This window comes from Microbacterium sp. B35-04, assembly GCF_010634885.1.
In the GTDB taxonomy this organism is placed as follows: domain Bacteria; phylum Actinomycetota; class Actinomycetes; order Actinomycetales; family Microbacteriaceae; genus Microbacterium.
On sequence record NZ_MWLP01000052.1, the window covers coordinates 25,751 to 46,720 of the forward strand.

At 71.2% G+C, this 20,970-nt stretch carries 18 protein-coding genes; 5 read left to right on the forward strand and 13 right to left on the reverse strand.

Annotated elements, in window-relative coordinates:
- Nucleotides 1-26: 26 nt before the first annotated feature.
- The 6 genes from B1729_RS13055 to B1729_RS13080 all read right to left on the reverse strand — a co-directional run bounded on the left by B1729_RS13055 (nt 27) and on the right by B1729_RS13080 (nt 4,610).
- A complete protein-coding gene (locus B1729_RS13055) occupies nt 27-845 on the reverse strand; it encodes an SseB family protein (protein WP_163633110.1) in 819 nt (272 codons plus the stop codon).
- Entirely contained in the window at nt 829-1,575 is a 747-nt protein-coding gene (gene priA / locus B1729_RS13060) for a bifunctional 1-(5-phosphoribosyl)-5-((5-phosphoribosylamino)methylideneamino)imidazole-4-carboxamide isomerase/phosphoribosylanthranilate isomerase PriA (protein ID WP_163620408.1), read from the reverse strand. The genes B1729_RS13055 and priA overlap by 17 nt, the downstream gene beginning before the upstream one ends.
- A 73-nt stretch (nt 1,576-1,648) precedes the next feature.
- Nucleotides 1,649-2,302 carry an imidazole glycerol phosphate synthase subunit HisH gene (gene hisH, locus B1729_RS13065; RefSeq protein ID WP_163620406.1) on the reverse strand — a complete coding sequence of 218 codons (654 nt, stop codon included), beginning with the start codon at nt 2,300-2,302 and terminating at the stop codon, nt 1,649-1,651.
- 14 nt (nt 2,303-2,316) lie between these two features.
- Nucleotides 2,317-2,925 (reverse strand): imidazoleglycerol-phosphate dehydratase HisB, encoded by a 609-nt coding sequence (gene hisB / locus B1729_RS13070; protein ID WP_163620404.1) that lies wholly within the window; start codon nt 2,923-2,925, stop codon nt 2,317-2,319.
- A complete protein-coding gene (locus B1729_RS13075; protein ID WP_163620402.1) occupies nt 2,922-4,016 on the reverse strand; it encodes a histidinol-phosphate transaminase in 1,095 nt (364 codons plus the stop codon). The genes hisB and B1729_RS13075 overlap by 4 nt, the downstream gene beginning before the upstream one ends.
- Before the next feature lie 141 nt (nt 4,017-4,157).
- A complete protein-coding gene (locus B1729_RS13080; protein WP_163620400.1) occupies nt 4,158-4,610 on the reverse strand; it encodes a LysM peptidoglycan-binding domain-containing protein in 453 nt (150 codons plus the stop codon).
- A gap of 262 nt (nt 4,611-4,872) precedes the next feature.
- Here B1729_RS13080 and lexA point away from each other — a divergent pair, with 262 nt between their 5' ends.
- Nucleotides 4,873-5,553 carry a transcriptional repressor LexA gene (gene lexA / locus B1729_RS13085; RefSeq protein WP_163620398.1) on the forward strand — a complete coding sequence of 227 codons (681 nt, stop codon included), beginning with the start codon at nt 4,873-4,875 and terminating at the stop codon, nt 5,551-5,553.
- Between the two features lie 86 nt (nt 5,554-5,639).
- Complete coding sequence (locus B1729_RS13090; RefSeq protein WP_163620396.1) at nt 5,640-7,145, forward strand: hypothetical protein; 1,506 nt, start codon at nt 5,640-5,642, stop codon at nt 7,143-7,145.
- On the opposite strand, the gene metE is transcribed toward B1729_RS13090, so the two are convergent.
- Nucleotides 7,142-9,472, reverse strand: coding sequence for a 5-methyltetrahydropteroyltriglutamate--homocysteine S-methyltransferase (gene metE, locus B1729_RS13095; RefSeq protein WP_163633112.1), 2,331 nt, complete (start codon nt 9,470-9,472; stop codon nt 7,142-7,144). The genes B1729_RS13090 and metE overlap by 4 nt on opposite strands.
- 93 nt (nt 9,473-9,565) lie before the next feature.
- The gene (locus B1729_RS13100; RefSeq protein ID WP_163620392.1) at nt 9,566-10,528 is read right to left on the reverse strand and encodes a methylenetetrahydrofolate reductase; all 963 of its coding nucleotides are present in this window, start codon (nt 10,526-10,528) and stop codon (nt 9,566-9,568) included.
- A gap of 291 nt (nt 10,529-10,819) precedes the next feature.
- Here B1729_RS13100 and B1729_RS13105 point away from each other — a divergent pair, with 291 nt between their 5' ends.
- Nucleotides 10,820-12,835 carry a prolyl oligopeptidase family serine peptidase gene (locus B1729_RS13105; RefSeq protein ID WP_163633114.1) on the forward strand — a complete coding sequence of 672 codons (2,016 nt, stop codon included), beginning with the start codon at nt 10,820-10,822 and terminating at the stop codon, nt 12,833-12,835.
- Between the two features lie 251 nt (nt 12,836-13,086).
- Here B1729_RS13105 and hflX read toward each other — a convergent pair whose 3' ends face one another.
- On the reverse strand, nt 13,087-14,604 hold the full coding sequence (gene hflX, locus B1729_RS13110; RefSeq protein WP_163633116.1) for a GTPase HflX: 1,518 nt from the start codon (nt 14,602-14,604) through the stop codon (nt 13,087-13,089).
- A 105-nt stretch (nt 14,605-14,709) separates the two neighbouring features.
- On the opposite strand from hflX, the gene B1729_RS13115 reads away from it, so the two are divergent.
- On the forward strand, nt 14,710-15,357 hold the full coding sequence (locus B1729_RS13115) for a methyltransferase (protein ID WP_163620386.1): 648 nt from the start codon (nt 14,710-14,712) through the stop codon (nt 15,355-15,357).
- Between the two features lie 6 nt (nt 15,358-15,363).
- Here B1729_RS13115 and dapF read toward each other — a convergent pair whose 3' ends face one another.
- Nucleotides 15,364-16,251: a diaminopimelate epimerase gene (gene dapF / locus B1729_RS13120; RefSeq protein ID WP_163633118.1), complete on the reverse strand. Its 888-nt coding sequence runs from the start codon at nt 16,249-16,251 to the stop codon at nt 15,364-15,366.
- A 112-nt stretch (nt 16,252-16,363) separates the two neighbouring features.
- On the opposite strand from dapF, the gene B1729_RS13125 reads away from it, so the two are divergent.
- Nucleotides 16,364-18,016 carry a cytochrome b N-terminal domain-containing protein gene (locus tag B1729_RS13125; protein ID WP_163633120.1) on the forward strand — a complete coding sequence of 551 codons (1,653 nt, stop codon included), beginning with the start codon at nt 16,364-16,366 and terminating at the stop codon, nt 18,014-18,016.
- Here B1729_RS13125 and B1729_RS13130 read toward each other — a convergent pair.
- Genes B1729_RS13130 through miaB form a run of 3 tightly spaced genes read right to left on the reverse strand, consistent with a single transcriptional unit; the run spans nt 18,003 to nt 20,931 of the window.
- Nucleotides 18,003-18,425 carry a GNAT family acetyltransferase gene (locus tag B1729_RS13130; RefSeq protein ID WP_163620684.1) on the reverse strand — a complete coding sequence of 141 codons (423 nt, stop codon included), beginning with the start codon at nt 18,423-18,425 and terminating at the stop codon, nt 18,003-18,005. The two genes, B1729_RS13125 and B1729_RS13130, sit on opposite strands and share 14 nt — an antisense overlap.
- On the reverse strand, nt 18,422-19,372 hold the full coding sequence (gene miaA / locus B1729_RS13135; RefSeq protein ID WP_163633122.1) for a tRNA (adenosine(37)-N6)-dimethylallyltransferase MiaA: 951 nt from the start codon (nt 19,370-19,372) through the stop codon (nt 18,422-18,424). The genes B1729_RS13130 and miaA overlap by 4 nt, the downstream gene beginning before the upstream one ends.
- An 8-nt stretch (nt 19,373-19,380) precedes the next feature.
- Nucleotides 19,381-20,931, reverse strand: coding sequence for a tRNA (N6-isopentenyl adenosine(37)-C2)-methylthiotransferase MiaB (gene miaB, locus B1729_RS13140; RefSeq protein ID WP_163633124.1), 1,551 nt, complete (start codon nt 20,929-20,931; stop codon nt 19,381-19,383).
- Nucleotides 20,932-20,970 lie beyond the last annotated feature (39 nt).

Sequence of the window (20,970 nt, forward strand, 5' to 3'; positions counted from 1 at the left end):
AAGGGTGCCGTGAGATACGTCGCGGCTCAGGCGCGGACGAGCTTCACGGTGAGCGAGTCCACGAGCACCGCGATGCGGTCGTCGGCAGCCCAACGCGCGGCGAGCCGCGCGAGCACCGCATCGAGCTCGGCCTTCTCGAGGCCGTCCATGAGGTGCAGGCGCACCACGAGCTCGGGCCCGCGGAGGCGGGCGTCGGGGTCGCCGGGCTCCACGGCGAGGTCGATGACCGCGAGCTCTCCCCCGATGCTCTCGTGCAAGCCGGTGAAGACCTCCGGCGAGAGGAAGCTCGGCTCCCAGGGCTGTCCTCGGCCGATCGCCCAGACCGCCGGACGACGGATGACGAACTCGGTGTCCGATCCCGGGTCGAGCACGATCAGGTCGGTGTCGTCGGCGGCGGCCGACAGCGCGGTGCGGACGCCGTCGGCGGGAACCGGCCGCGCCGCGGCATCCCATCGTCCCATCGCATCGACCGACGAGAAGACCGGCAGCACGCGACGCCCGTCGGGCGCGGCGACGGTGACGATCGACAGCTCCTGCGTCTTGTCGACCTCGAGGCCATGTGCGCCGATGCCGTGCTCGCCCTTCTCGGCGACGAGCGGGATCAGCAGCCGCGCGGAGCGGTAGGCGTCGATCACCTCGCGCTGGCTGCCCGAGCCTGCGCGGAACGCCATGAGCGCGGTGAGGAGTGCGGGATCGGCCGAGCCGTCGTCCGAGGCGTGCGGGTTGGCCTGGAAGCTGCGTCCCTCCCAGGGCACGCCCGCGGAGTCGCCGCCGTGTCCATGACCGTGACCCTGCCCCTGCCCCTGACCGTGGCCGGCGGCGTGAGGGTCAGTATCCGGCGACATCCAGCGCCTCGGCGAGCGTGAACGCGCCGGCGTACAGCGCCTTGCCCACGATCGCACCTTCGACACCGAGGGGCACGAGGTCCCGGAGCGCGGCGATGTCGTCGAGACTCGACACACCGCCGGACGCCACGATCGGCTTCGGCGTGCGCGAGGTCAGCTCCCGCAGCAGATCGAGGTTCGGACCCTGGAGGGTGCCGTCCTTGGTGACGTCGGTGACCACGTAACGGCTGCAGCCCGCCGACTCCAGCCGGTCGAGGACCGTCCACAGGTCGCCGCCCTCACGGGTCCACCCGCGGGCGGCGAGCGTGGTGCCCCGCACGTCGAGGCCCACGGCGATCGCGTCGCCGTAACGGCCGATGACGTCGGCGGCCCATTCGGGGTTCTCGAGCGCCGCGGTGCCGAGGTTGATGCGGGAGGCACCGCTCTCGAGCGCCGCCTCGAGGGTGCGGTCGTCGCGGATTCCGCCCGACAGCTCGACCTGCACGCCCTTGGCCTGCTTGATGACCTTGCGGAGCACCCCGGCGTTGCTGCCGCGGCCGAAGGCGGCGTCCAGGTCGACGAGGTGGATCCACTCGGCGCCCTGCCGCGCGAAGTCCAGCGCAGCGTCGACGGGATCGCCGTAGCTCGTCTCGGTGCCCGCCTCGCCCTGCGTCAGGCGGACGGCCTTGCCGTCGGCGACGTCGACGGCGGGCAGGAGGACGAGTTTGGGTGTGGACGCGAAATCGTTCATGGCTCCTGGCTCAGGCATCGAAAGCTGTGGGTGGCGGATCCGGGAAGCACTCGCTCCCGCAGATGGCACGGTCTCAGAGGGTAGCCCTGCGAAGCCCGTCGATCCAATTCGTCAGCAGGCGGATGCCGGCATCTCCCGATTTCTCGGGATGGAACTGGGTGGCGGACAGCGGCCCGTTCTCGACAGCGGCGAGGAACGGCGTGCCGTAATCGCACCATGTCAGGACCGGCTCGGGGAACGGCGGCTGCACGTCGAGCAGCCACTTCTGCGCGGCGAAGGAGTGGACGAAGTAGAACCGCTCGTGCTCGATGCCGCGGAAGAGGCGACTGCCCTCACCCGGCTCGACGGTGTTCCACCCCATGTGGGGCAGAACGGGAGCGTCGAGCTCGGTCACGACCCCCGGCCATTCGCCGAGCCCCTCGGTGTCGACGCCGCGCTCCACGCCGCGCTCGAAGAAGATCTGCATGCCGACGCAGACGCCCAGCACAGGACGTCCGCCGGCGAGACGGCGTTCGATGAGCTCGTCGCCGCGGCTGGCCCGCAGCGCCTCGGCGACGGCGCGGAACGCGCCCACACCGGGCACGAAGAGCCCGTCGGCGTCGCCGACGAGGCCGCGGTCGGCGGTCAGCCGCGCGTCGGCGCCGGCGGCGATGAGCGCCTTCACGGCCGAGTGCACGTTCCCGGAACCGTAATCGAGGACCGCGACGACCGGCCGGTCGCCTTCCATGGGCACGCCTTCGCTCACAGGGCGCCCTTCGTGCTGGGAATGCCCTCGACCAGCGGGTCGAGCGCCTTCGCCTGACGGAAGGCCCGCGCGAAGGCCTTGTACTCGGCCTCCGCGATGTGGTGGGGGTCGCGCCCCGAGAGCACGCGCACGTGCACCGTGAGGGCGGCGTTGTACGCGATCGCCTCGAACGTGTGCCGCACCAGCGAACCCGTGAAGTGACCGCCGATGAGGTGGTGCTCGAAGCCCGCGGGCTCGCCCTCATGGACGAGGTAGGGGCGGCCGCTGATGTCGACGACGGACTGGGCCAGCGCCTCGTCGAGCGGAACCAGCGCGTCGCCGTAGCGCGCGATGCCAGACTTGTCGCCGAGCGCCTGGCGGATCGCCTGGCCGAGCACGATCGAGATGTCTTCGACCGTGTGGTGGGCGTCGATGTCGGTGTCGCCCGATGCGCGCACCGTCAGATCGGTCAGCGAGTGCTTCGCGAACGCCGTCAGCAGGTGGTCGAAGAACGGCACGGTCGTGTCGATCCGGCTGCGGCCGGTGCCGTCCAGATCGAGTTCGAGCTCGACGGTCGACTCGCTCGTCGCCCGTCGCAGCTCGGCGGTGCGTGGTGCGGCGCTCATGCCGCCGATCCTACCGAGGCCAGCGCGTCGAGGAAGGCCGTGGTCTCATCGGCCGTCCCCGCCGTCACCCGCAGATGCGCGGGGATGCCGACGTCGCGGATGAGCACGCCCTGGTCGTAGAGCGCCTGCCAGACGGCAGCGGGATCGGTCACTCCCCCGAACAGGACGAAGTTCGTCCACGTCTCGTGCGGCGTGTAGCCCAGCGCCTCGACCGTCGCCGAGATGCGGTCGCGCTGCGCGACGATCTCGTCGACCATGCCGAGCATGATGGGCGCGTGGCGCAGCGCGGCCGTCGCGGCGGCCTGTGTGAGCGCACTCAGGTGGTACGGCAGGCGCACCAGCCGGAGTGCGTCGATGAGCGCGGGGTCGGCGGCCATGTATCCGACGCGCGCGCCAGCGAAGGCGAAGGCCTTGCTCATCGTGCGCGAGACCACGAGCCGCTCACGGCCCGGCAGCAGGGTCAGCGCCGACCGCTCGTCGTGCGGGGCGAACTCGAAATAGGCCTCGTCCACGATCACGATCCCGTCGGTCGCCTCATAGGCGGCCTCGACGACGTCGAGCCCGAGCGGGGTGCCGGTGGGGTTGTTGGGCGAACACAGGAACACGACGTCGGGCGCGGCATCCGCGATCTGGGATGCCGCATCGTCCGCCGTGATCCAATACTCCGCCGATCGGGTGCCCGAGATCCACTCGGCGCCCGTGCCACGGGTGAGCAGCGGGTACATCGAGTACGTGGGTGCAAACCCGAATGCCGTCCGACCCGGTCCCGCGAAGGCCTGCAGGATGTGCTGCAGAACCTCGTTCGAGCCGTTGGCGGCCCAGATCTCGTCGCGCGTCAGACCGTGACCCAGATAGTCGGCGAAGCCCTCGCGCAGTGCGGTGAACTCGCGGTCGGGGTAGCGGTTCACGTCGCTCAGCGCCCGGGCGATCGAGTCGAGGATGTCGTCCGCGACCTCCGCCGGAACCGGATGCGTGTTCTCGTTCACGTTCAGGGCTACCGGCAACGGCGCCTGCGGGGCACCGTACGGCTTCTGACCGCGGAGATCGGTGCGCAAGGGGAGGTCTTCGAGACGTGCACTCACCTCTCCCATGCTAGGCCCGTGGCCGGCTGTGCCGGCGCCGCGTGACGTCAGGAGATCGGGAGATCGGGCTGGCTCGCGAACCGCGCGGGGCGGCCCCCGCGAGCGTCGTGTGAGCGGCCGCCAGTGCCGGCTCGACCGAACGCGACCGCCTCAGCGGCCGTCGCCGTACGCCGCAGGGATCGCGATGCTCTGGCCGGCCTGAACCACCACGGTGTCGAGAGCGTTCAGCCGCACGATCTCATCGACCACATCGCGCGGATCGTGCTCGGGCGCGACCTCTTCGGCGATGCTCCACAGCGAGTCGCCGGCAGCCACCGTCATCGTGCTGAAGGAGCCCGCCGGGGCGCCCGCGTCACGGGAGGCGAGTGCCGCTCCCCCGCCGATCACGGCAGCGCTCAGCGCGATCACGGCCGGCAGCGCCGCGAGGACGGCCAGCACCCGACGCCCGCGCAGGGTGAGGCGGAGCCGTGTGGACCGCCCGGACGAGGCCTGCGCAGCCGCGCCGGCGGCGAACTGTCGTGCCGAGCTGTTCACGCGCTGCGCCGCGACACGCGCGGCGCGGGACGGCGACGGGACGGAGGTCGTGAAGTCGATCGCGGTCATGCTGGGCTCCTCGTGATGGGGAGAGATTCGCATTCACCACTCAGCCGGGAGCGGCGAATGCGAATCTCTCTTCCGAAGCTATCTTCGAGTCTGTACGATGTCAATACCGGTTCAGGACGGCGATCTCTCGAACGCGACACGCGGCTGAGATGTTCCCCAGAAGCCCGCTATCCGGATACGGTTTCGATACGAGAACCCCACCACGGGCCTCCGACATTCGAAGAAACAGCGCTCCTCGCCGGGCGCAGGACGGAGCCGGAAGATGAGCGACGCGGCCGGGCGCGAGAAGCCCCAGACTCGTCGGCGCAAGAGCCTGAGCGACAAGCAGCTGGCGATCCTCGAGGTGATCCAGCGCTCCATCGCGCGCCACGGCTACCCGCCCAGCATGCGGGAGATCGGCGACGCCGTCGGCCTGAAGTCGCTCTCCAGCGTCACGCACCAGCTCAACCAGCTGGAACTGAGCGGCTATCTGCGGCGCGATGCGGGCAAGACGCGCGCGATGGAAGTGCTGATCGACCTGCCCGGCACGGCGACCGAGAGCCCGGCGGACGCCTCGCCCTCCGTGGGCGATGCGGCCCTCGTCCCTCTCGTCGGGCGCATCGCCGCCGGCGTTCCGATCACGGCCGAGCAGCAGGTCGAGGAGATCTTCCCGCTCCCCCGGCAGCTCGTGGGCAAGGGCGACCTCTTCATGCTGAAGGTCTCGGGCGAGTCGATGATCGACGCCGCGATCTGCGACGGCGATTGGGTCGTCGTCCGCTCGCAGGCGACGGCCGACAACGGTGAGATCGTGGCCGCGATGCTGGACGGCGAGGCCACCGTCAAGACGTTCCGCCAGCGCGACGGCCACACCTGGCTGCTCCCGCGCAACTCCGCGTTCGAGCCGATCCTCGGCGATGAGGCCACGGTGCTCGGCAAGGTCGTGGCGGTGCTGCGCGCCGTCTGAACGGCGTCGGACGAATTCATTCGGAATGGGTGATGCCGGACGTGGCATCTACGACACAATGAGTGCATCCGGCTAGAGGAGGCCTCATGAGCGAGCCAGTCACCGTCGACCTGCAGGCCGAACTCGCCGCGTTGCGGGCCGAGAACGAAGCACTCCGGCGGGGCGTGGTCGCTCCGGACGAGGTCGCACCCCCCTCACGCACTCGCAGTGGATGGTGGCGTTCGCTGCTCTCGGCCCTGTGCATCACCATCGCGGCCATCCTCGTCCCGGTGTCGATCGTCGGCGCGTGGGCCCGTGTACAGCTGACCGACGAGGACGCCTTCGTCGCCACGCTGGCACCGTTGGTGGACGATCCCGCGGTGCAGTCGATGATCATCGACGAGTCCATGGAGGCGGTCAACGCCCAGGTCGACTTCGACCAGATCACTGCGGACGTCTTCGACGGCATCGCCGGCCTCGGACTGCCGCCCCGCGCCGCCGACGCCCTCCAGCTCCTGGAGGCGCCGGCTGCCAACGGCCTCGAGAGCCTCGTGACGACGACGGTCACGCGAGTGGTCGAGTCCGATGCCTTCGCTGAAGTGTGGGCCACCGCGACGCGCGCCGCCCATCGCGCCCTGGTGGGCGTGTCCACTTCCGACGGCGGCGGACTCATCGTCCGCACCGACGAGGGCGTGGGGATCCAGTTGGGCGCGGTCGTCGAGCGTGTGAAGCAGAACCTCATCGATCGGGGCCTGGGTGCCGCTGAGCTGATCCCCGCCGTCGATCGCGTCATCATCCTCGGCGAAGGCGACAACCTCGCGACGATCCGCACCGGTTACGCCGCCGCGAACACGCTCGGACTCTGGCTGCCGATCATCGCGATCGCGCTGTTCGGCTTCGGCATCCTGATCGCCCGCCGCCGCAGCGCCGCCGTCCTCGGGACGGGCATCGGATTCGCCCTCGGCGGCGTGGCCCTGGCCATCATGCTCGCGATCGGCGATTCCGCCATGGGCGTCACGGCGGGGGTGCTCGGCCTCTCACCCGATGCGCTGAACGTCATCTACGAGCAGCTGGTCGGCAACATGCAGCAGACCGCGCTCGTCGCCGCGTTCCTCGGTGTCTTCATCGCGATTCTGGGCTGGGTGACCGGCAGGTCGGCTCCGGCACGCGGCTTGCGCAGCGCCATCGACAGCATGAATGCGTCGGGGCGGCGCGAACTGGCCGCGCGAGGACTCGACACCGATTCGTTCGGGCTGTGGCTCGGCCGGCAGCGCGTCCTGGTGCGGACCCTCATCGCCGTGCTCGCGGTGATCTGGCTCTTCTTGTTGCGGCCGCTGTCGGTCGGCGACATCGTGCTCGTGGCCGTCGTCGCATTCGGCGTCGCCTGGGTCCTCGAACTGCTGCAGCGCCGCCCCGAGGAGGCGGCCGCAGTCGGCGACGCGGACCTGCTCTACAGCGGCGTACCCATCGGGGACGACGACGCGAATCCCACGGTGGAGATCCTGCTCGCCGACGAGTCCCCGACGACCGACCCCGACGCCGACACCCTCGTGATCGATCCGGATGCCGCGACCGATGCGGCCGCGGCACCCGGATCGAAGAAGGGCTCCTAGGCCGGAACGGCCGCGCGCACCGCCTGCGTCGCCGCCACGAGGTTCTTGAGCGACGCGACGGTCTCGTCGTACCCGCGGGTCTTCAGCCCGCAGTCCGGGTTGACCCAGACGCGGCGCAGCGGCAGCTCAGCGACCGTGCGGTCGAGGAGCTCGGCGATCTCATCCACCGACGGCACACGCGGCGAGTGGATGTCGTAGACACCGGGTCCGATGCCGGCGGCGAAGCCGGACGTGGCGATGTCTCCGATCACCTCGCCGCGGCTGCGCGCGGCCTCGATCGAGGTCACGTCGGCGTCCAGCGCCGCGATCGCGTCGATCACGGCGTCGAACTCCGAGTAGCAGAGGTGGGTGTGCACCTGCGTAGCCGGGGCCGCGCCGGCGGTCGCGAGGCGGAACGAGCCGACCGACCACTCCAGGTAGGCGGGCTGGTCGGCGCGCTTGAGCGGCAGGAGTTCGCGCAGCGCCGGTTCGTCGACCTGGATGACGCGGATGCCGGCCCCCTCGAGGTCGGCGATCTCGTCGCGGAGGGCGAGGGCGACCTGGTTCGCGGTCTCCCCCAGCGGCTGGTCGTCGCGGACGAACGACCACGCCAGGATCGTCACCGGGCCGGTCAGCATGCCCTTCATCGGCTTGTCGGTGAGGGACTGCGCGAACGCCGACCACGCGACGGTGATCGCCGCGGGGCGTGCGACATCGCCCCAGAGGATCGACGGGCGGGTGGCCCGCGAGCCGTACGACTGCACCCAGCCGTTCTCGGTGACGGCGAAGCCTTCGAGGTTCTCGGCGAAGTACTGCACCATGTCGTTGCGCTCGGCCTCGCCGTGCACCAGGACGTCGAGGCCGATGTCCTCCTGCAGCGTCACCACCTGCGCGATCTCGTCGCGCAGGAAGCTCTCGTACTCGTCGGCGCTGAGCTCGCCGCGGCCGTGCCGCGCACGCGCGCGGCGGATGTCGCCGGTCTGCGGGAACGATCCGATCGTGGTCGTCGGCAGAACGGGGAGGGCGAGCTCGGCCTCTTGCGCGGCGACCCGATCGTCGTAGCTCCCGCGGGCGAAGTCGTCCGCGGCGAGCACCGACGCCCGCTCCCGCACCGCACCGTCGCGTACGCCCGGCGCATTGCGACGGTCGGCGAGGGCGTCGGATGCCTCGGCCAGAGCCTCCGCGATGGCGAGGCGGCCGTCGACCAGGCCTCGCGCGAGCGTCACCACCTGCCCGACCTTCTGGTCGGCGAACGCCAGCCACGTCGCGAGGCGCGGGTCGAGCGTCGTCTCGTCCTCGACGTCGTGCGGCACATGCTGCAGCGAGGTGGAGGTGCCCACGCTGATCTCCGACGCTCCGAGTGCGTGCAGCGCCTGCAGCCGCTCCCACGCGCCGTCGAGATCGCCTCGCCACACGTTGCGTCCGTCGACGACCCCGCCCACGAGCGTCTTGCGGTCCAGGCCGGGCACAGCCTCGGGCACCGCACCGCGGGTCAGATCGATGGCGACCGCCTCGATGGGAGCGGCCGCGAGCGCGGTCCACGCCTCGGTCGACAGCTGCGCGTAGCCGGCCGCGACGAGGATCGCGGGCCGGTCGCCACGCACACCCAGCGCCGCATATGCGCGGGCCGCGGCATCCGCCAGTGCGGCCGCGTCGGCCGGCAGACTCTCGCTGACGAGCGCAGGCTCGTCCAGCTGCACCCACTCAGCGCCCGAGGCCCGCAGACTCGCCAGCAGCTCCGCGTACACCGGCAGCAGGTCGTCGAGCCGGCTGAGTGGGTCGAAGCCCTGGGGCGCGGCATCCGTCGCCTTCGCGAGCGCGAGGAGCGTCACCGGGCCCACGATCACCGGGCGAACGGTGAATCCGTCAGCCTTCGCCTCTGCCACCTGGCGCGCGAAGCGGTCGCTCGAGAGGGTGAAGACCGTCTCGGGGCCGACCTCGGGCACGAGGTAGTGGTAGTTCGTGTCGAACCACTTGGTCATCTCGAGGGGGGCGTCCTCGCCCGCACCGCGCGCGGCCGTGAAGTACGCGTCGAGGCCGATGCCGCCGTCGGCATCGCGGAGCGCGGCGAACCGGTAGGGCAGCGCGCCGACCGTGACGGCCGCGTCGTGCACCTGGTCGTAGAACGAGAATGACTCCGGGATCGACGAGTCGTCGCGGCCGAGGCCGAGCTCGGCGAGGCGCTCGCGCGTCGCGCGGCGCAGTCCGGCCGCCGTCTGCTCGAGGGTCTCGGCGTCGGTCTCTCCGGACCAGTACGCCTCGACCGCGCGCTTCAGCTCGCGGCGGCGCCCGATCCGGGGATAGCCCAGGATCGTGCCGTGGGGGAAGGTGCTGCGGGGTTCGGTCATCGTGCTCTCTCTTTCGCTTCGTTCATCTCGGAGTGGGGTTTTCGGGGTCGCCGAAGAGACCATCGGGGCATCCGACGGATTGCGGCGTCCGGGTCAGTGGACGGCGTCGGGCATTCGCGTCGCCGAGGCGAGCACGCCGGCTTCACGCAGCACGTCGAGGACCGTGTCGTGGTTGTTGAACGCGTACAGGTGGATGCCGGGGGCACCGCCGTCGACGACCTCGCGGGCGAGACGAGCGGCATGGGCGATGCCGATGTCGCGCTGCCCCTCGACCGTGGGCTCGACGTCGAGCGCGATCGCGAGGTCGGCCGGAAGCGCCTCGCCGCTGAGCTCGAGCACGCGCCGCAGCCGGGTGCTCGAGGTGATCGGCATGATGCCGGGCAGGATCGGGATGCTGACGCCGGCGTCGCGCGAACGCGCCACGAACGCGAGGTAGTCGTCGGCGTGGAAGAACAGCTGAGTGATCGCGAGGGTGGCGCCCGCCGCCTGCTTCGCGAGGAGCGCGTCGATGTCCTCGAACGCGTGCCGGGAGCGGGGGTGACCGTTGGGGAACGCGGCGACCGCGATGTCGACCCGGGGCCGCTTCTCGACCCGCACCGCACCGGGCACGCCCGAGATGGGCGCCTCGGTGTACGGCTCGCGCTCCGCCTGCACCCGGTCGATCAGCTGCACGAGCTCGCCGGCGCTGCGGAGGTCGCCCAGGAACACGTCGTCCTCGGATGCCCCCGCCGGCGGGTCGCCGCGCAGGGCGAGGAAGCTCGTGATGCCGGCATCCAGGAACTCCCGGATCAGCGTGTTGGCGCCCGCGTAGGTGTTTCCCACGCACGTCAGGTGGGCGAGCGGCTCGACGTGGGTCTCGCGGAGGATGTGGGTCAGGAGCTCCAGGGACCGACCGCCGGTGGATCCGCCCGCGCCGTACGTGACGGAGATGAACCTGGGGTCCACCGACGCCAGATGGCGGATGGTCTCATGCAGCGCGGCGACACCGGCCTCGGATCGGGGCGGGTACACCTCGAACGAGATCGGCACGGGAGGAGTGCTCAGGTCGATGGACATGGGCCTGCTTCTCAGGATCGGAATCGGGCTCAGCCGAACGGGAGGACCCGGGCGGCCGCGGCACCTCGCCTCCGCCGCGCTGTTCAGGACATGCGAGGCAGAAGGGGTGTCATCGCGGGCGGGTGCCGGGCTCGGCTGTCGCTCCTGCCCGGCAACCCCGAGGTTCGGGGGGCGTCCTCGCGGACGACCGGGCGTCGATGCGTCCACGGTAGCGGAGCAAGTCCGTGCGGAACCGCCTGTGACGTACTGTTTCGATCGCATCGCGCACACGTTGGTCGTAGCGTGGGGGGCGTGACGACCCGCGATGTTCTTCCCTATGGCAGCTGGCCATCCCCCATCTCCGCCGCGCAGGTGTCGGCTGGGTCGTCGCGCATCGAAGGCGCCCGCTTCGTCGGCGCCGGTGAGGTGCTGGCCGGGGAGACCGGCGGCGCGGCGGCCCGGGTGCGGCGGGGCGACGTGTGGAGCGGCGACGTGTGGTGGGGCGAGTCGGTGCCCGAGGAGGGCGGCCGTTCCGCCGTGCGCCGGCGGGAGGCATCCGGAGCCGTCGTGGATGTCCTTCCCGCCCCGTGGAGTGCGCGGTCGCGGGTGCACGAGTACGGTGGCGGATCCTGGACCGCCGACGACGATGGTGTGCTGCTCTTCGTGGAGAAGGCCGACCAGCGCATCTGGAGTCTCGCCCCGGGTGAGGAGCCGCGCCCGCTCACGCCCGACGCCGGCGATGTCCGCTACGGCGGGCTGACGCTGCAGCACGGCCGCCTGCTGGCCGTGCGCGAAGACCACACGGCGGGAGGCGCGCCGGTGCGCGACATCGTCGACGTTCCGCTCGACGGCTCGGCAGCAGAGCATCCCTCACGACTGACCTCGCTGGCCGGCGGCAGCGACTTCGTCGCCCATCCCGCGCTCTCGCCCGACGGCACCCGCTTGGCGTGGATCGCCTGGGATCATCCGCACATGGCATGGGACCGCGCCGAGCTTCGGATCGGCCGGCTCGAGGACGGCGAGGTCGTGGAATGGACCACCGTGGCCGGCGGCGAGTCGTCCGACGGCGATTTCCATTCCCCGTTGCAGCCGGTGTGGGTCGGCGACGACGACCTGCTCTACGCCGACGACCCGACCGGGAGATGGAACCTCTGGCACCTGCGCCTCACGGCCGATCTGCACCACGAGCCGTTCGCCCCCGCCGACGCCGACACCGGCGGCCCGCTGTGGGTGCTCGGCACCCGCTGGTTCGTCGCGCTGCACGACGGGCGTGTCGTCGCCGCCCGCACAAATGGCGCCGACCACCTCGTGGTGATCGCACCCAGCGGGTCCACGCGCATCCTGCCGCTCGACGCCGTCACGCGGCTCTCGATCGAGGACGCCCGCGGACAGCGCGTGCTGGTCTCCGGCGCGGGCTCCGGCGGCGCCGGACTGTGGGAGCTGGACGTCGACGACGCGGCCGCGACGCGGCTGATAGCCGGCGGCAGCTCACCCTGGGGCGCGAGCTGGATGCCGCAGCCCCGCGCGGTCACCATGCCCGGGCCGCACGGCCCGGTGCACGCCTTCGACTACCCGCCCACGAACCCCGACGTGGTGGGACCTGAGGATGAGCTGCCCCCCTACGTCGTGTTCGTCCACGGCGGGCCGACCGACCATGTCGGCGGCGCGGCATCCGGAAAGATCGCCTATCTGACGAGTCGTGGCATCGGCGTGCTCGACGTCAACTACGGCGGGTCGAGCGGGTACGGCCGCGCCTACCGCGAGCGTCTGCGCGGGCAGTGGGGCGTCGTGGACGTCGACGACGTCGTGGCCGCGGCGCAGGGGCTCGCCGCATCGGGTGCGGCCGACGCCCGTCGGCTCGCGATCGCCGGCGGCTCGGCCGGCGGCTGGACGGTGCTGTGCGCACTCGCGAACTCCGACGTCTTCGCCGCGGGCATCAGTCGCTACGGCGTCGCGGATCTCCGGCGTCTCGCCGCAGACACCCACGACTTCGAGGCCCGCTACCTCGACGGCATGGTGGGGCCGCTCCCGTCCGCCGAGGCGCTGTACGTCGAGCGGTCGCCGCTGACGCACCTCGACCGGATGCGGACGCCGCTGCTGATCGAGCAGGGCCTCGAGGACCTGGTCGTGCCGCCCTCGCAGTCGGAGGCGGTGCGCGACGCCCTCGCGAAGAACGGCGTCGCCCACGCATATCTGGCCTTCGAGGGCGAAGGACACGGGTTCCGCGGCGCCGACACCCTCGTGCGCACGATGGAGGCCGAGCTCGCGTTCCTCGGCCAAGTGCTCGGCTTCGAGACGCCGGGGGTGCCGCCGCTCGAGCTGGAGTGAGACGTCCGCCGCGCTCCGGCGTGTCGTCGCCGGGCGCTGTCGGAGCCTCGCTCCCTCGTCGACCGGACTCCGAGTCCGGTCGACGAGCGAGCGAGGAACGCGCAAGACGGAACGCCCTCGCCCTCGCGTCCCCGGTCGTTGAGCGAGCGAGGAACGAGCGAGACGAAACGCCCTCGCCCTCGCGTCCCGGTCGTTGAGCGAGCGAGGAACGAGCGAGACGAAACGCCCTGCACCGACGGGGAACGCCGGCTCTAGACCTCGAAAGGCGCGAGGCGCGCGGCGAGATGCTGCCCCACGCGGGCGTGCACCGCCGTGCCGCCCTCCTCGTGCTCCTGCGAGAGGATCATGCCCTGCTCGTGGATGGCCGACACGAGATCGCCCCGGTCGTACGGCACGAGAGCGCGCACTTCCACCGCCGGCAGCGGCAGCGCCTCCTCGATCGCGGTCCTCAGCTCGTCGATGCCCTCGCCGGTGCGCGACGACGCGAAGATCGCCTTCGGCTCGAGACCGCGCAGCAGCAGACGAGTGTCGTCGTCGACGAGATCGGCCTTGTTGAACACGATCAGCTCGGGGACGTCGCGCGCTCCGACGTCGCCGATCACATCGCGAACCGTCGCGAGCTGGGCGGCGGGATCCGGGTGCGACCCGTCGACGACGTGGACGATGACGTCGGCGTCGCCGACCTCCTCGAGCGTCGAGCGGAATGCCTCGACCAGCTGGTGAGGGAGATTTCGCACGAACCCGACGGTGTCGGTGAGCGTGTAGACGCGGCCGTCGCTCGTCTCGCTCCGCCGGACGGTGGCATCCAGCGTCGCGAACAGCGCGTTCTCCACCAGCACGCCGGCGCTCGTCAGCCGGTTCAGCAGCGACGACTTGCCGGCGTTCGTGTACCCGGCGATCGCGACCGACGGGATGGTGTTCCGCTTGCGCTCGGCGCGCTTGGCGTCGCGAGCGGGGGTGAACTCGCGGATCTGCCGCCGCAGCATCGCCATCCGCGTGCGGATGCGGCGACGGTCGAGCTCGATCTTCGTCTCACCGGGTCCGCGCGAGCCCATGCCCGCACCGCCCGCACCCACCTGGCCACCGGCCTGGCGGCTCATCGAGTCACCCCAGCCGCGCAGGCGCGGGAGCAGGTACTCGAGCTGGGCGAGTTCGACCTGCGCCTTGCCCTCCCGGCTCTTGGCGTGCTGGCTGAAGATGTCGAGGATCACCGTGGTGCGATCGATCACCTTGACCTTGACGACGTCCTCGAGCGCGCGTCGCTGGCTGGGCGCGAGCTCGGTGTCGGCGATCACGGTGTCCGCGCCCACCGCGGCGACGATGTCGCGCAGCTCCTCGGCCTTGCCGCGGCCGACGTAGGTCGCGGGGTCCGGGTGCGGACGCCGCTGCAGCACGCCGTCGAGCACGACGGCGCCGGCGGTCTCGGCGAGCGCCGAGAGCTCGCGCAGCGAGTTCTCGGCATCCTCCGTCTCGCCCTGCGCGTGAACGCCGACCAGCACGACGTTCTCGAGTCGCAGCTGCCGGTACTCGACCTCTGTGACGTCTTCGAGCTCGGTGGACAGGCCAGGAACGCGCCGCAGCGCCGCGCGCTCCTCGCGGTCCCACTGCTCGCCGTCGCTGTCTGCGCGCCCGATCGTGGCCTCGTCTTGGAGCGCCTGGGCTGCTCCGAAGACGTGCACCCCCGAGCGCGCTTCGGCGCGCGCCAGCACGCGATCCACCGGGTCGACCGGCGTCTCGTCGGTGCTCTGGGGTGTCGTCGTATCCGTCATGTGTTCCTTTCGGGATGCCGTTTTCCGGCGCTCATCGGCCGGTTCGCGGCATCCGTGAATTCTACGCTCCCCTCCCGGGGAGCACCTCCGCTAGGCTCGTCAGCCATGGGGAGCGACCACTACTTCAGTGCGACGCCCGCCAGCCCCGAGAACCTGCGCCGCATCCGCGTCTCGCTCGCCGGACGCGATCTCGAAGTCACGACCGCCGGAGGCGTCTTCAGCCCCGACCACGTGGACGCGGGAACCGCGGTGCTGCTGTCGAACACTCCCCCGCCACCGGCCGGCGGGAACTTCCTCGACCTCGGCTGCGGGTGGGGACCGATCGCACTCAGCCTGGCACTCGACGCCCCGCACGCGACCGTGTGGGCCGTCGACGTGAACGAGCGAGCGCTGGACCTCGTGCGGCGAAATGCGGCCGACCTCGGGCTCGACAATGTCAACGCCGCGCTGCCCGACGATGTTCCCGACGACATCGTGTTCCGCACGATCCGCTCGAATCCGCCCATCCGCGTCGGCAAGAACGAACTGCACGGCCTGCTCGAGCGGTGGATTCCCCGCCTGGACGAGCAGGCGGACGCCTGGCTCGTCGTGCAGCGCAATCTCGGCTCGGACTCCCTGCAGCGATGGCTCGCATCGACGCTCGATCGCCGCTTCAGCGTCTACCGTGCCGCCACCGCCCGCGGCTTCCGCGTGCTGAAGGTCCGGCGCCACGGCTCGCCCCAGAGCGAGCCCATCTCACTGCCGGAGATCTGAGAGCCGTCAGGCCAGCGTGACTTCGCCGGTGTAGACCAGGGTCGCGGGCCCGGAGAGCAGCACGTGCCGCTCGCCTGCGACCTCCGGCATCCGCACGCCGAGGGTGCCGCCGGGAACGTCCACGACCCAGTGGTCGGGGGCCGCGGGGCCTGCCCAGTGCCTCACCGCAAGAGCCGCGGCCGCGACGCCCGTGCCGCAGCTGAGCGTCTCGCCGACCCCGCGCTCGAACACGCGCATGCGGATCGATCCGACCCCCTCGTGCACGAGCGGGTCGCTGGGCACCACGAACTCGATGTTGGCGCCGTGCGGGGGCTCGGGATGCAGCTGCGGCTGTGCCGCAAGGTCGAGGCCCTCGAGCTCGGCATCGTCGGGGAGCGCCACGACGACGTGCGGGTTGCCGACGTCGATCCCGATGCCCGGACGGGGAGCGCCGCCCGCACGGGTGCGCACCAGCACTCCCGAGTCGTCGATGGCGAACCCGCCGAGGTCGACCTCGAAACCCTTCTCGCCGAGTGCGCCGTCGCTGCGGGTGACGGTCTTGACGCCCGCCCGGGTGCCGATGGCGAGCGGCGCCGCGTCGACATCGGCCCAGCCGACGTCCACGAGGTAGCGCACGAAGACCCGGATGCCGTTGCCGCACATCTCGGCCTTCGAGCCGTCGGCGTTGCGATAGTCCATGAACCACTCGGCGCCGAAGCCCACCGCTTCGGCCCCCTCGGCGATCGCGCTGGCGCGCACCACCCGCAGGATGCCGTCGCCGCCGATGCCGAAGCGCCGGTCGCACAGCACCGCGACCTGGTCGTCGGTGAGATCGAGCGCGCCCTCGGGGTCGGGGACGATCACGAAGTCGTTGCCCGTGCCGTGGCCCTTGGTGAACGCGATCGTCTGCGGCATCGTCACAGTCTACGGTCGCCGGCGCACCCTCCTCCCCGGCGCCGGAGGTGGTCGCTGTCACATACGGCAGCCCCGCGGTGTCTTGTGGATAGGACCATCACGAGGAGACGGCATGCGAAGGATCGCGAGCGAGACAGAGAGGGCGGGCGACGAGGACCACCGCCGTCGATCCGTGACGGACCGGGCCGCCGAGAGCGTCGGGAGGATCGCGGTATTCGGTCACCGCATCGACGAGACATGGGCGGAACTGCGGCGGCGCCGCGTGCCCACTCACTGGACGAACCTGTTCGGCATCGTCACCCTGGCGTCCCTCGTCGTCGTGACGGTGACCGGCATCCTGCTGATGTTCTTCTACACACCCTCGAGTGAGGGCACGGTCTACGCCGGGTCGTATGCGCCGCTGCACGGCGCCACGGTGTCGGAGGCGTTCGCCTCGACGATGCACGTGACGTTCGACGTGCCCGGCGGCGTGGTGCTGCGCCAGGCGCATCACTGGGCCGCGCTGCTCCTGCCCGCAGCCATCACCGTGCAGCTGGTGACGACCTTCTTCACCGGGGCCTTCCGACGGCCGCGACGCGCCATGTGGGTGCTGCTGCTCCTCGCCTTGATCGCCGCCCTCGCGAGCGGATGGAGCGGCTACGCGCTGCCCGACGACATGCTCTCCGGCACCGGCCTGCGCATCGTCGAAGGCATTCTCCTCGGCATCCCCGTCATCGGCACGTGGCTCGCGTCGGCGCTCTTCGGCGGGCCTTTCCCCGGTCGCATCATCGAGAACCTGTACCCGTTGCACATCGTGGTGTTCCCCGGCGCGCTCCTCGTGCTCGTGGCGCTGCGAGCCCTCAGGGCGTGGCGGCAGGGCCCGCCGCAGTTCCCCGGGCGAGGCCGTACGCCGGAGAACGTCGTCGGCGTCACACTCATCCCGACGGCCGCCGCGCGCGCGGGCGGGCTGTTCCTCGTCGTCACCGGCCTGCTGCTGCTCATCTCGGCGACGGTCACGGTGAGCCCCATCTGGCTCTATGGCCCGGCCGACCCGGGCAACGCCGGGGCGGGGAGCCAGCCCGACTGGTACACCGGGTTCCTCGACGGAGCCCTGCGGCTCGTGCCGCCCGGCTGGGAGGTCGTGTGGCTGGGGCGCACGTGGACGCTGGCGATCCTCGCGCCACTGGCCGTCGTCGGCGTCTTCTTCGCCGTCGTCGGCGCCTACCCGTTCCTCGAGGAGTGGGTCACAGGCGACCGCGGCGACCGCCATCTCCTCGACCGGCCGCGCCACGCCCCGACGCGCACCGGCCTCGGCGTCGCCGGCCTGGTGTTAGTGAGCGTGCTCTGGGCCGCGGGCGGCGCCGACGTCATCGCCACGGCGTTCTCGGTGAGCATCGAGCACGTGATCTCGGCACTCCAAGTGGCACTCGTCGTCGGGCCGTTCCTGGCCTTCACGGTGGCTCGCCGCATCTGCTTCGGCCTGCAGCGGAAGGACGCCGGCCTGCTCCACCACGGCTATGAGACGGGGCGGATCGTCCGCCTTCCCGGCGGGGAGTATGTCGAGATCCATCAGCCGCTCGACGAGACCGAGCGGGCTCGCCTCGCCATGCCCGACGGCGCGCCGCAGGCGGATCGCCGGCCGGTCGGCAGCGCAGTCGGCTCGTTGACACACCGGCTGCGCCGGGGTCTTCGCAGCTACTACGAGGGAGGCCCCATCGAAGAGCCCGCCGACCATGAGCCAGGTGACAGCACGCCGGCGGTCGACGCGCCGGTCAGTCGGCGATGAGGCGCTTGCCCGTCGACCAGGTCTCGAAGGGCTCGTAGCCCAGCTCGCGATAGAAGCCCTGCGCGGCGTTGTTGTCGGGGCGCACCATGAGCTGCACCTTCGGACACCCCATCGCGAGCAGACGCTCCTCGGCCGCCTCGACCAGCAGCCTGCCGATCCCCTGCCCGCGCCGGTCGGGGGCGCTCGCCAGGTAGTAGAGCCAGCCGCGGTGTCCGTCGTACCCCGCCATGACTGAACCCACGATGGTGCGGCCGTCGACCGCGACAAGGAACAGCTCCGGCTGCACCGAGAGCTTGCGGCTGATGTCCTGGTACGGGTTGTTCCACGGGCGGGTGAGCCCCGTCGCCTGCCACAATGACACGACGGCTTCGGTGTCGGCCAGGATGAAGGACCGGATCGCGATGCTCATGCCGACGAGTCTGCCAGGACCGCGGCATCCACGCCGGATTCCACCCAGCGCAGCGCGTCGTAGCGCCGGAACCACGACACCTGGCGGCGGGCGTACCGGCGTGTGAGCGCCTGGGTCTCGGCGATCGCCTCACCTTCGGTCATCTCGCCCGACAGCTGGGCGAGGGCCTGCGCGTAGCCGATCGCCCGGCGTGCGGTGACGCCGCGCTCGAGCCCCTCGTCGCGCAGCGCGCGCACCTCGTCGAGGATCCCGTCGCGCCACATCCCCTCGACGCGGATGTCGAGCCGGACGACGAGCTTGTCCCGGGGCACGGCAACTCCGAAGATGCGTGTGGCGTCGTGCCAGAGCACGGGCTCGGACGGAAGCACCGCGCCGTGCGTGCGCTCCCCGAGCTCGAGCACCTCGAGGGCCCGCACCACGCGGCGGCCGTTCCGGGGGTCGACCTTGGCCGCCGTGGCCGGGTCGATCTCGCGCAACCGGGCGTAGAGGGCACCGGGACCGTGCGCATCCAGCTCCGCCTCGAGCCGGGCGCGCAGAAGCTCGTCGCGGGGCGGGAAGCGGAAGTCGAAGAGCACGCTCGACACGTACAGGCCCGACCCGCCCACCAGTACGGCGTCGGCGCCGCGGCCGTGGATCTCGCGGATCGCGGTGCGCGCGGCATCCTGATACCAGGCGACCGCCGCGTCGTCGGTGACCTCGAGCACGTCGAAGAGGTGGTGCGGGATGCCGCGCCGCTCGCTTTCGGGAAGCTTGGCGGTGCCGATGTCCATGCCGCGGTAGAGCTGCATGGCGTCGGCATTGACGATCTCAGCCGGCCGCCCGCGCGCCTCGAGAGCCGCGGCGAGGTCGAGCGACAGAGCGGTCTTGCCGGTACCCGTGGCGCCGACGACGGCCCACACCTGCGGCCGCGCGGCCGCGGCGTCGTCCGCCGGAGGCCGGGGGCTCACCGTCGGACTCAGACGCCGAGGCGGAGCGTCGGCAGTCCGAGCGACACGGCGCGCGGTGCGCCTGACTCCCCCGCCGGCGCCGGCACGGCGCACGACTCGGCCTGCGCACGGTCCCAGGCGTCGCCCGACCGCGTCCGGCGGATGCGCAGCGGCGCGCCCTCGGGCGCGTCGGCGAGGAGATGGAACGGCGCGGCATGCGTCACCACCACCGACACGACGTCGCCGGGGCGAGGGACCTCGGAGCCCGCGGGCACCTCGAAGTGCACGAGACGGTTGTCTTCGGCCCGGCCGGTGAGCCGGTGCGTCTCTGCGTCCTTCTTGCCCTCGGCCGAGGAGACGAGCACCTGGAGCTCGCGGCCGAGCTGCTTCTCGTTCTCTTCCAGCGAGATGCGCTCCTGCAGGGCGATCAGGCGCTCGTAGCGCTCCTGCACGACCTCCTTCGGCACCTGGTCGGGCATCGTGGCCGCCGGTGTGCCCTCGCGGATCGAGTACTGGAAGGTGAACGCACTCGCGAAGCGCGCCTGCTCCACCACCCGCATGGTGTCTTCGAAGTCCTCGTCGGTCTCGCCGGGGAACCCGACGATGATGTCGGTCGTGATCGCCGCGTCGGGCATCTTGGCCCGCACCCGATCGAGGATGCCGAGGAACCGCTCGCTGCGGTACGACCGGCGCATCGCCTTGAGGATGCGGTCGCTGCCGGACTGCAGCGGCATGTGGAGCTGCGGCATGACGGCAGGCGTCTCGGCCATCGCGTCGATGACGTCGTCGGTGAAGGCCGCCGGGTGCGGGCTGGTGAAGCGGATGCGCTCCAGTCCCTCGATCGCGCCCGCCGCGCGCAGCAGCTTGCCGAACGCCTGGCGGTCGCCGAACTCGACGCCGTACGAGTTGACGTTCTGGCCGAGGAGGGTGACCTCCATGGCGCCGTCGTCGACAAGGAGGCGGATCTCGTTGAGGATGTCGCCGGGGCGACGGTCCTTCTCTTTGCCGCGCAGGCTCGGCACGATGCAGAACGTGCACGTGTTGTTGCAGCCGACCGAGATCGACACCCAGCCGCTGTAGATGCTGTCGCGCTTGGTGGGAAGGGTCGAGGGGAAGATCTCGAGCGATTCGAGGATCTCGAGCTCCGCCTCGCCGTTGTGGCGTGCACGCTCGAGCAGGCTCGGCAGAGATCCCATGTTGTGGGTGCCGAAGACGACATCGACCCAGGGCGCCTTCTGCTGCACCGTGTCCTTGTCCATCTGCGCCAGGCATCCGCCGACGGCGATCTGCATGCCGTCGTGCTTGTCCTTGCGGGACTTGAGGTGGCCCAGTGTGCCATACAGCTTGCCGGCGGCGTTGTCGCGGACGGCGCACGTGTTGATGACGACGACGTCAGCCTCTTCGCCCGCCTCAGCCCGGACGTAGCCGGCGCTCTCGAGCGAACCGGAGAGGCGCTCGGAGTCGTGCACGTTCATCTGGCAGCCGAACGTGCGCACCTCGTAGGTGCGGGCGCGGCCGTCGACGTCGTTCGCGGCCGGCGACGGCGCGATGAGAGTCGGAGTAGCAGAAGGCGAAGACATGATCCCGCCATTCTACGAGCCGTGCGCCAGGACAGAGAC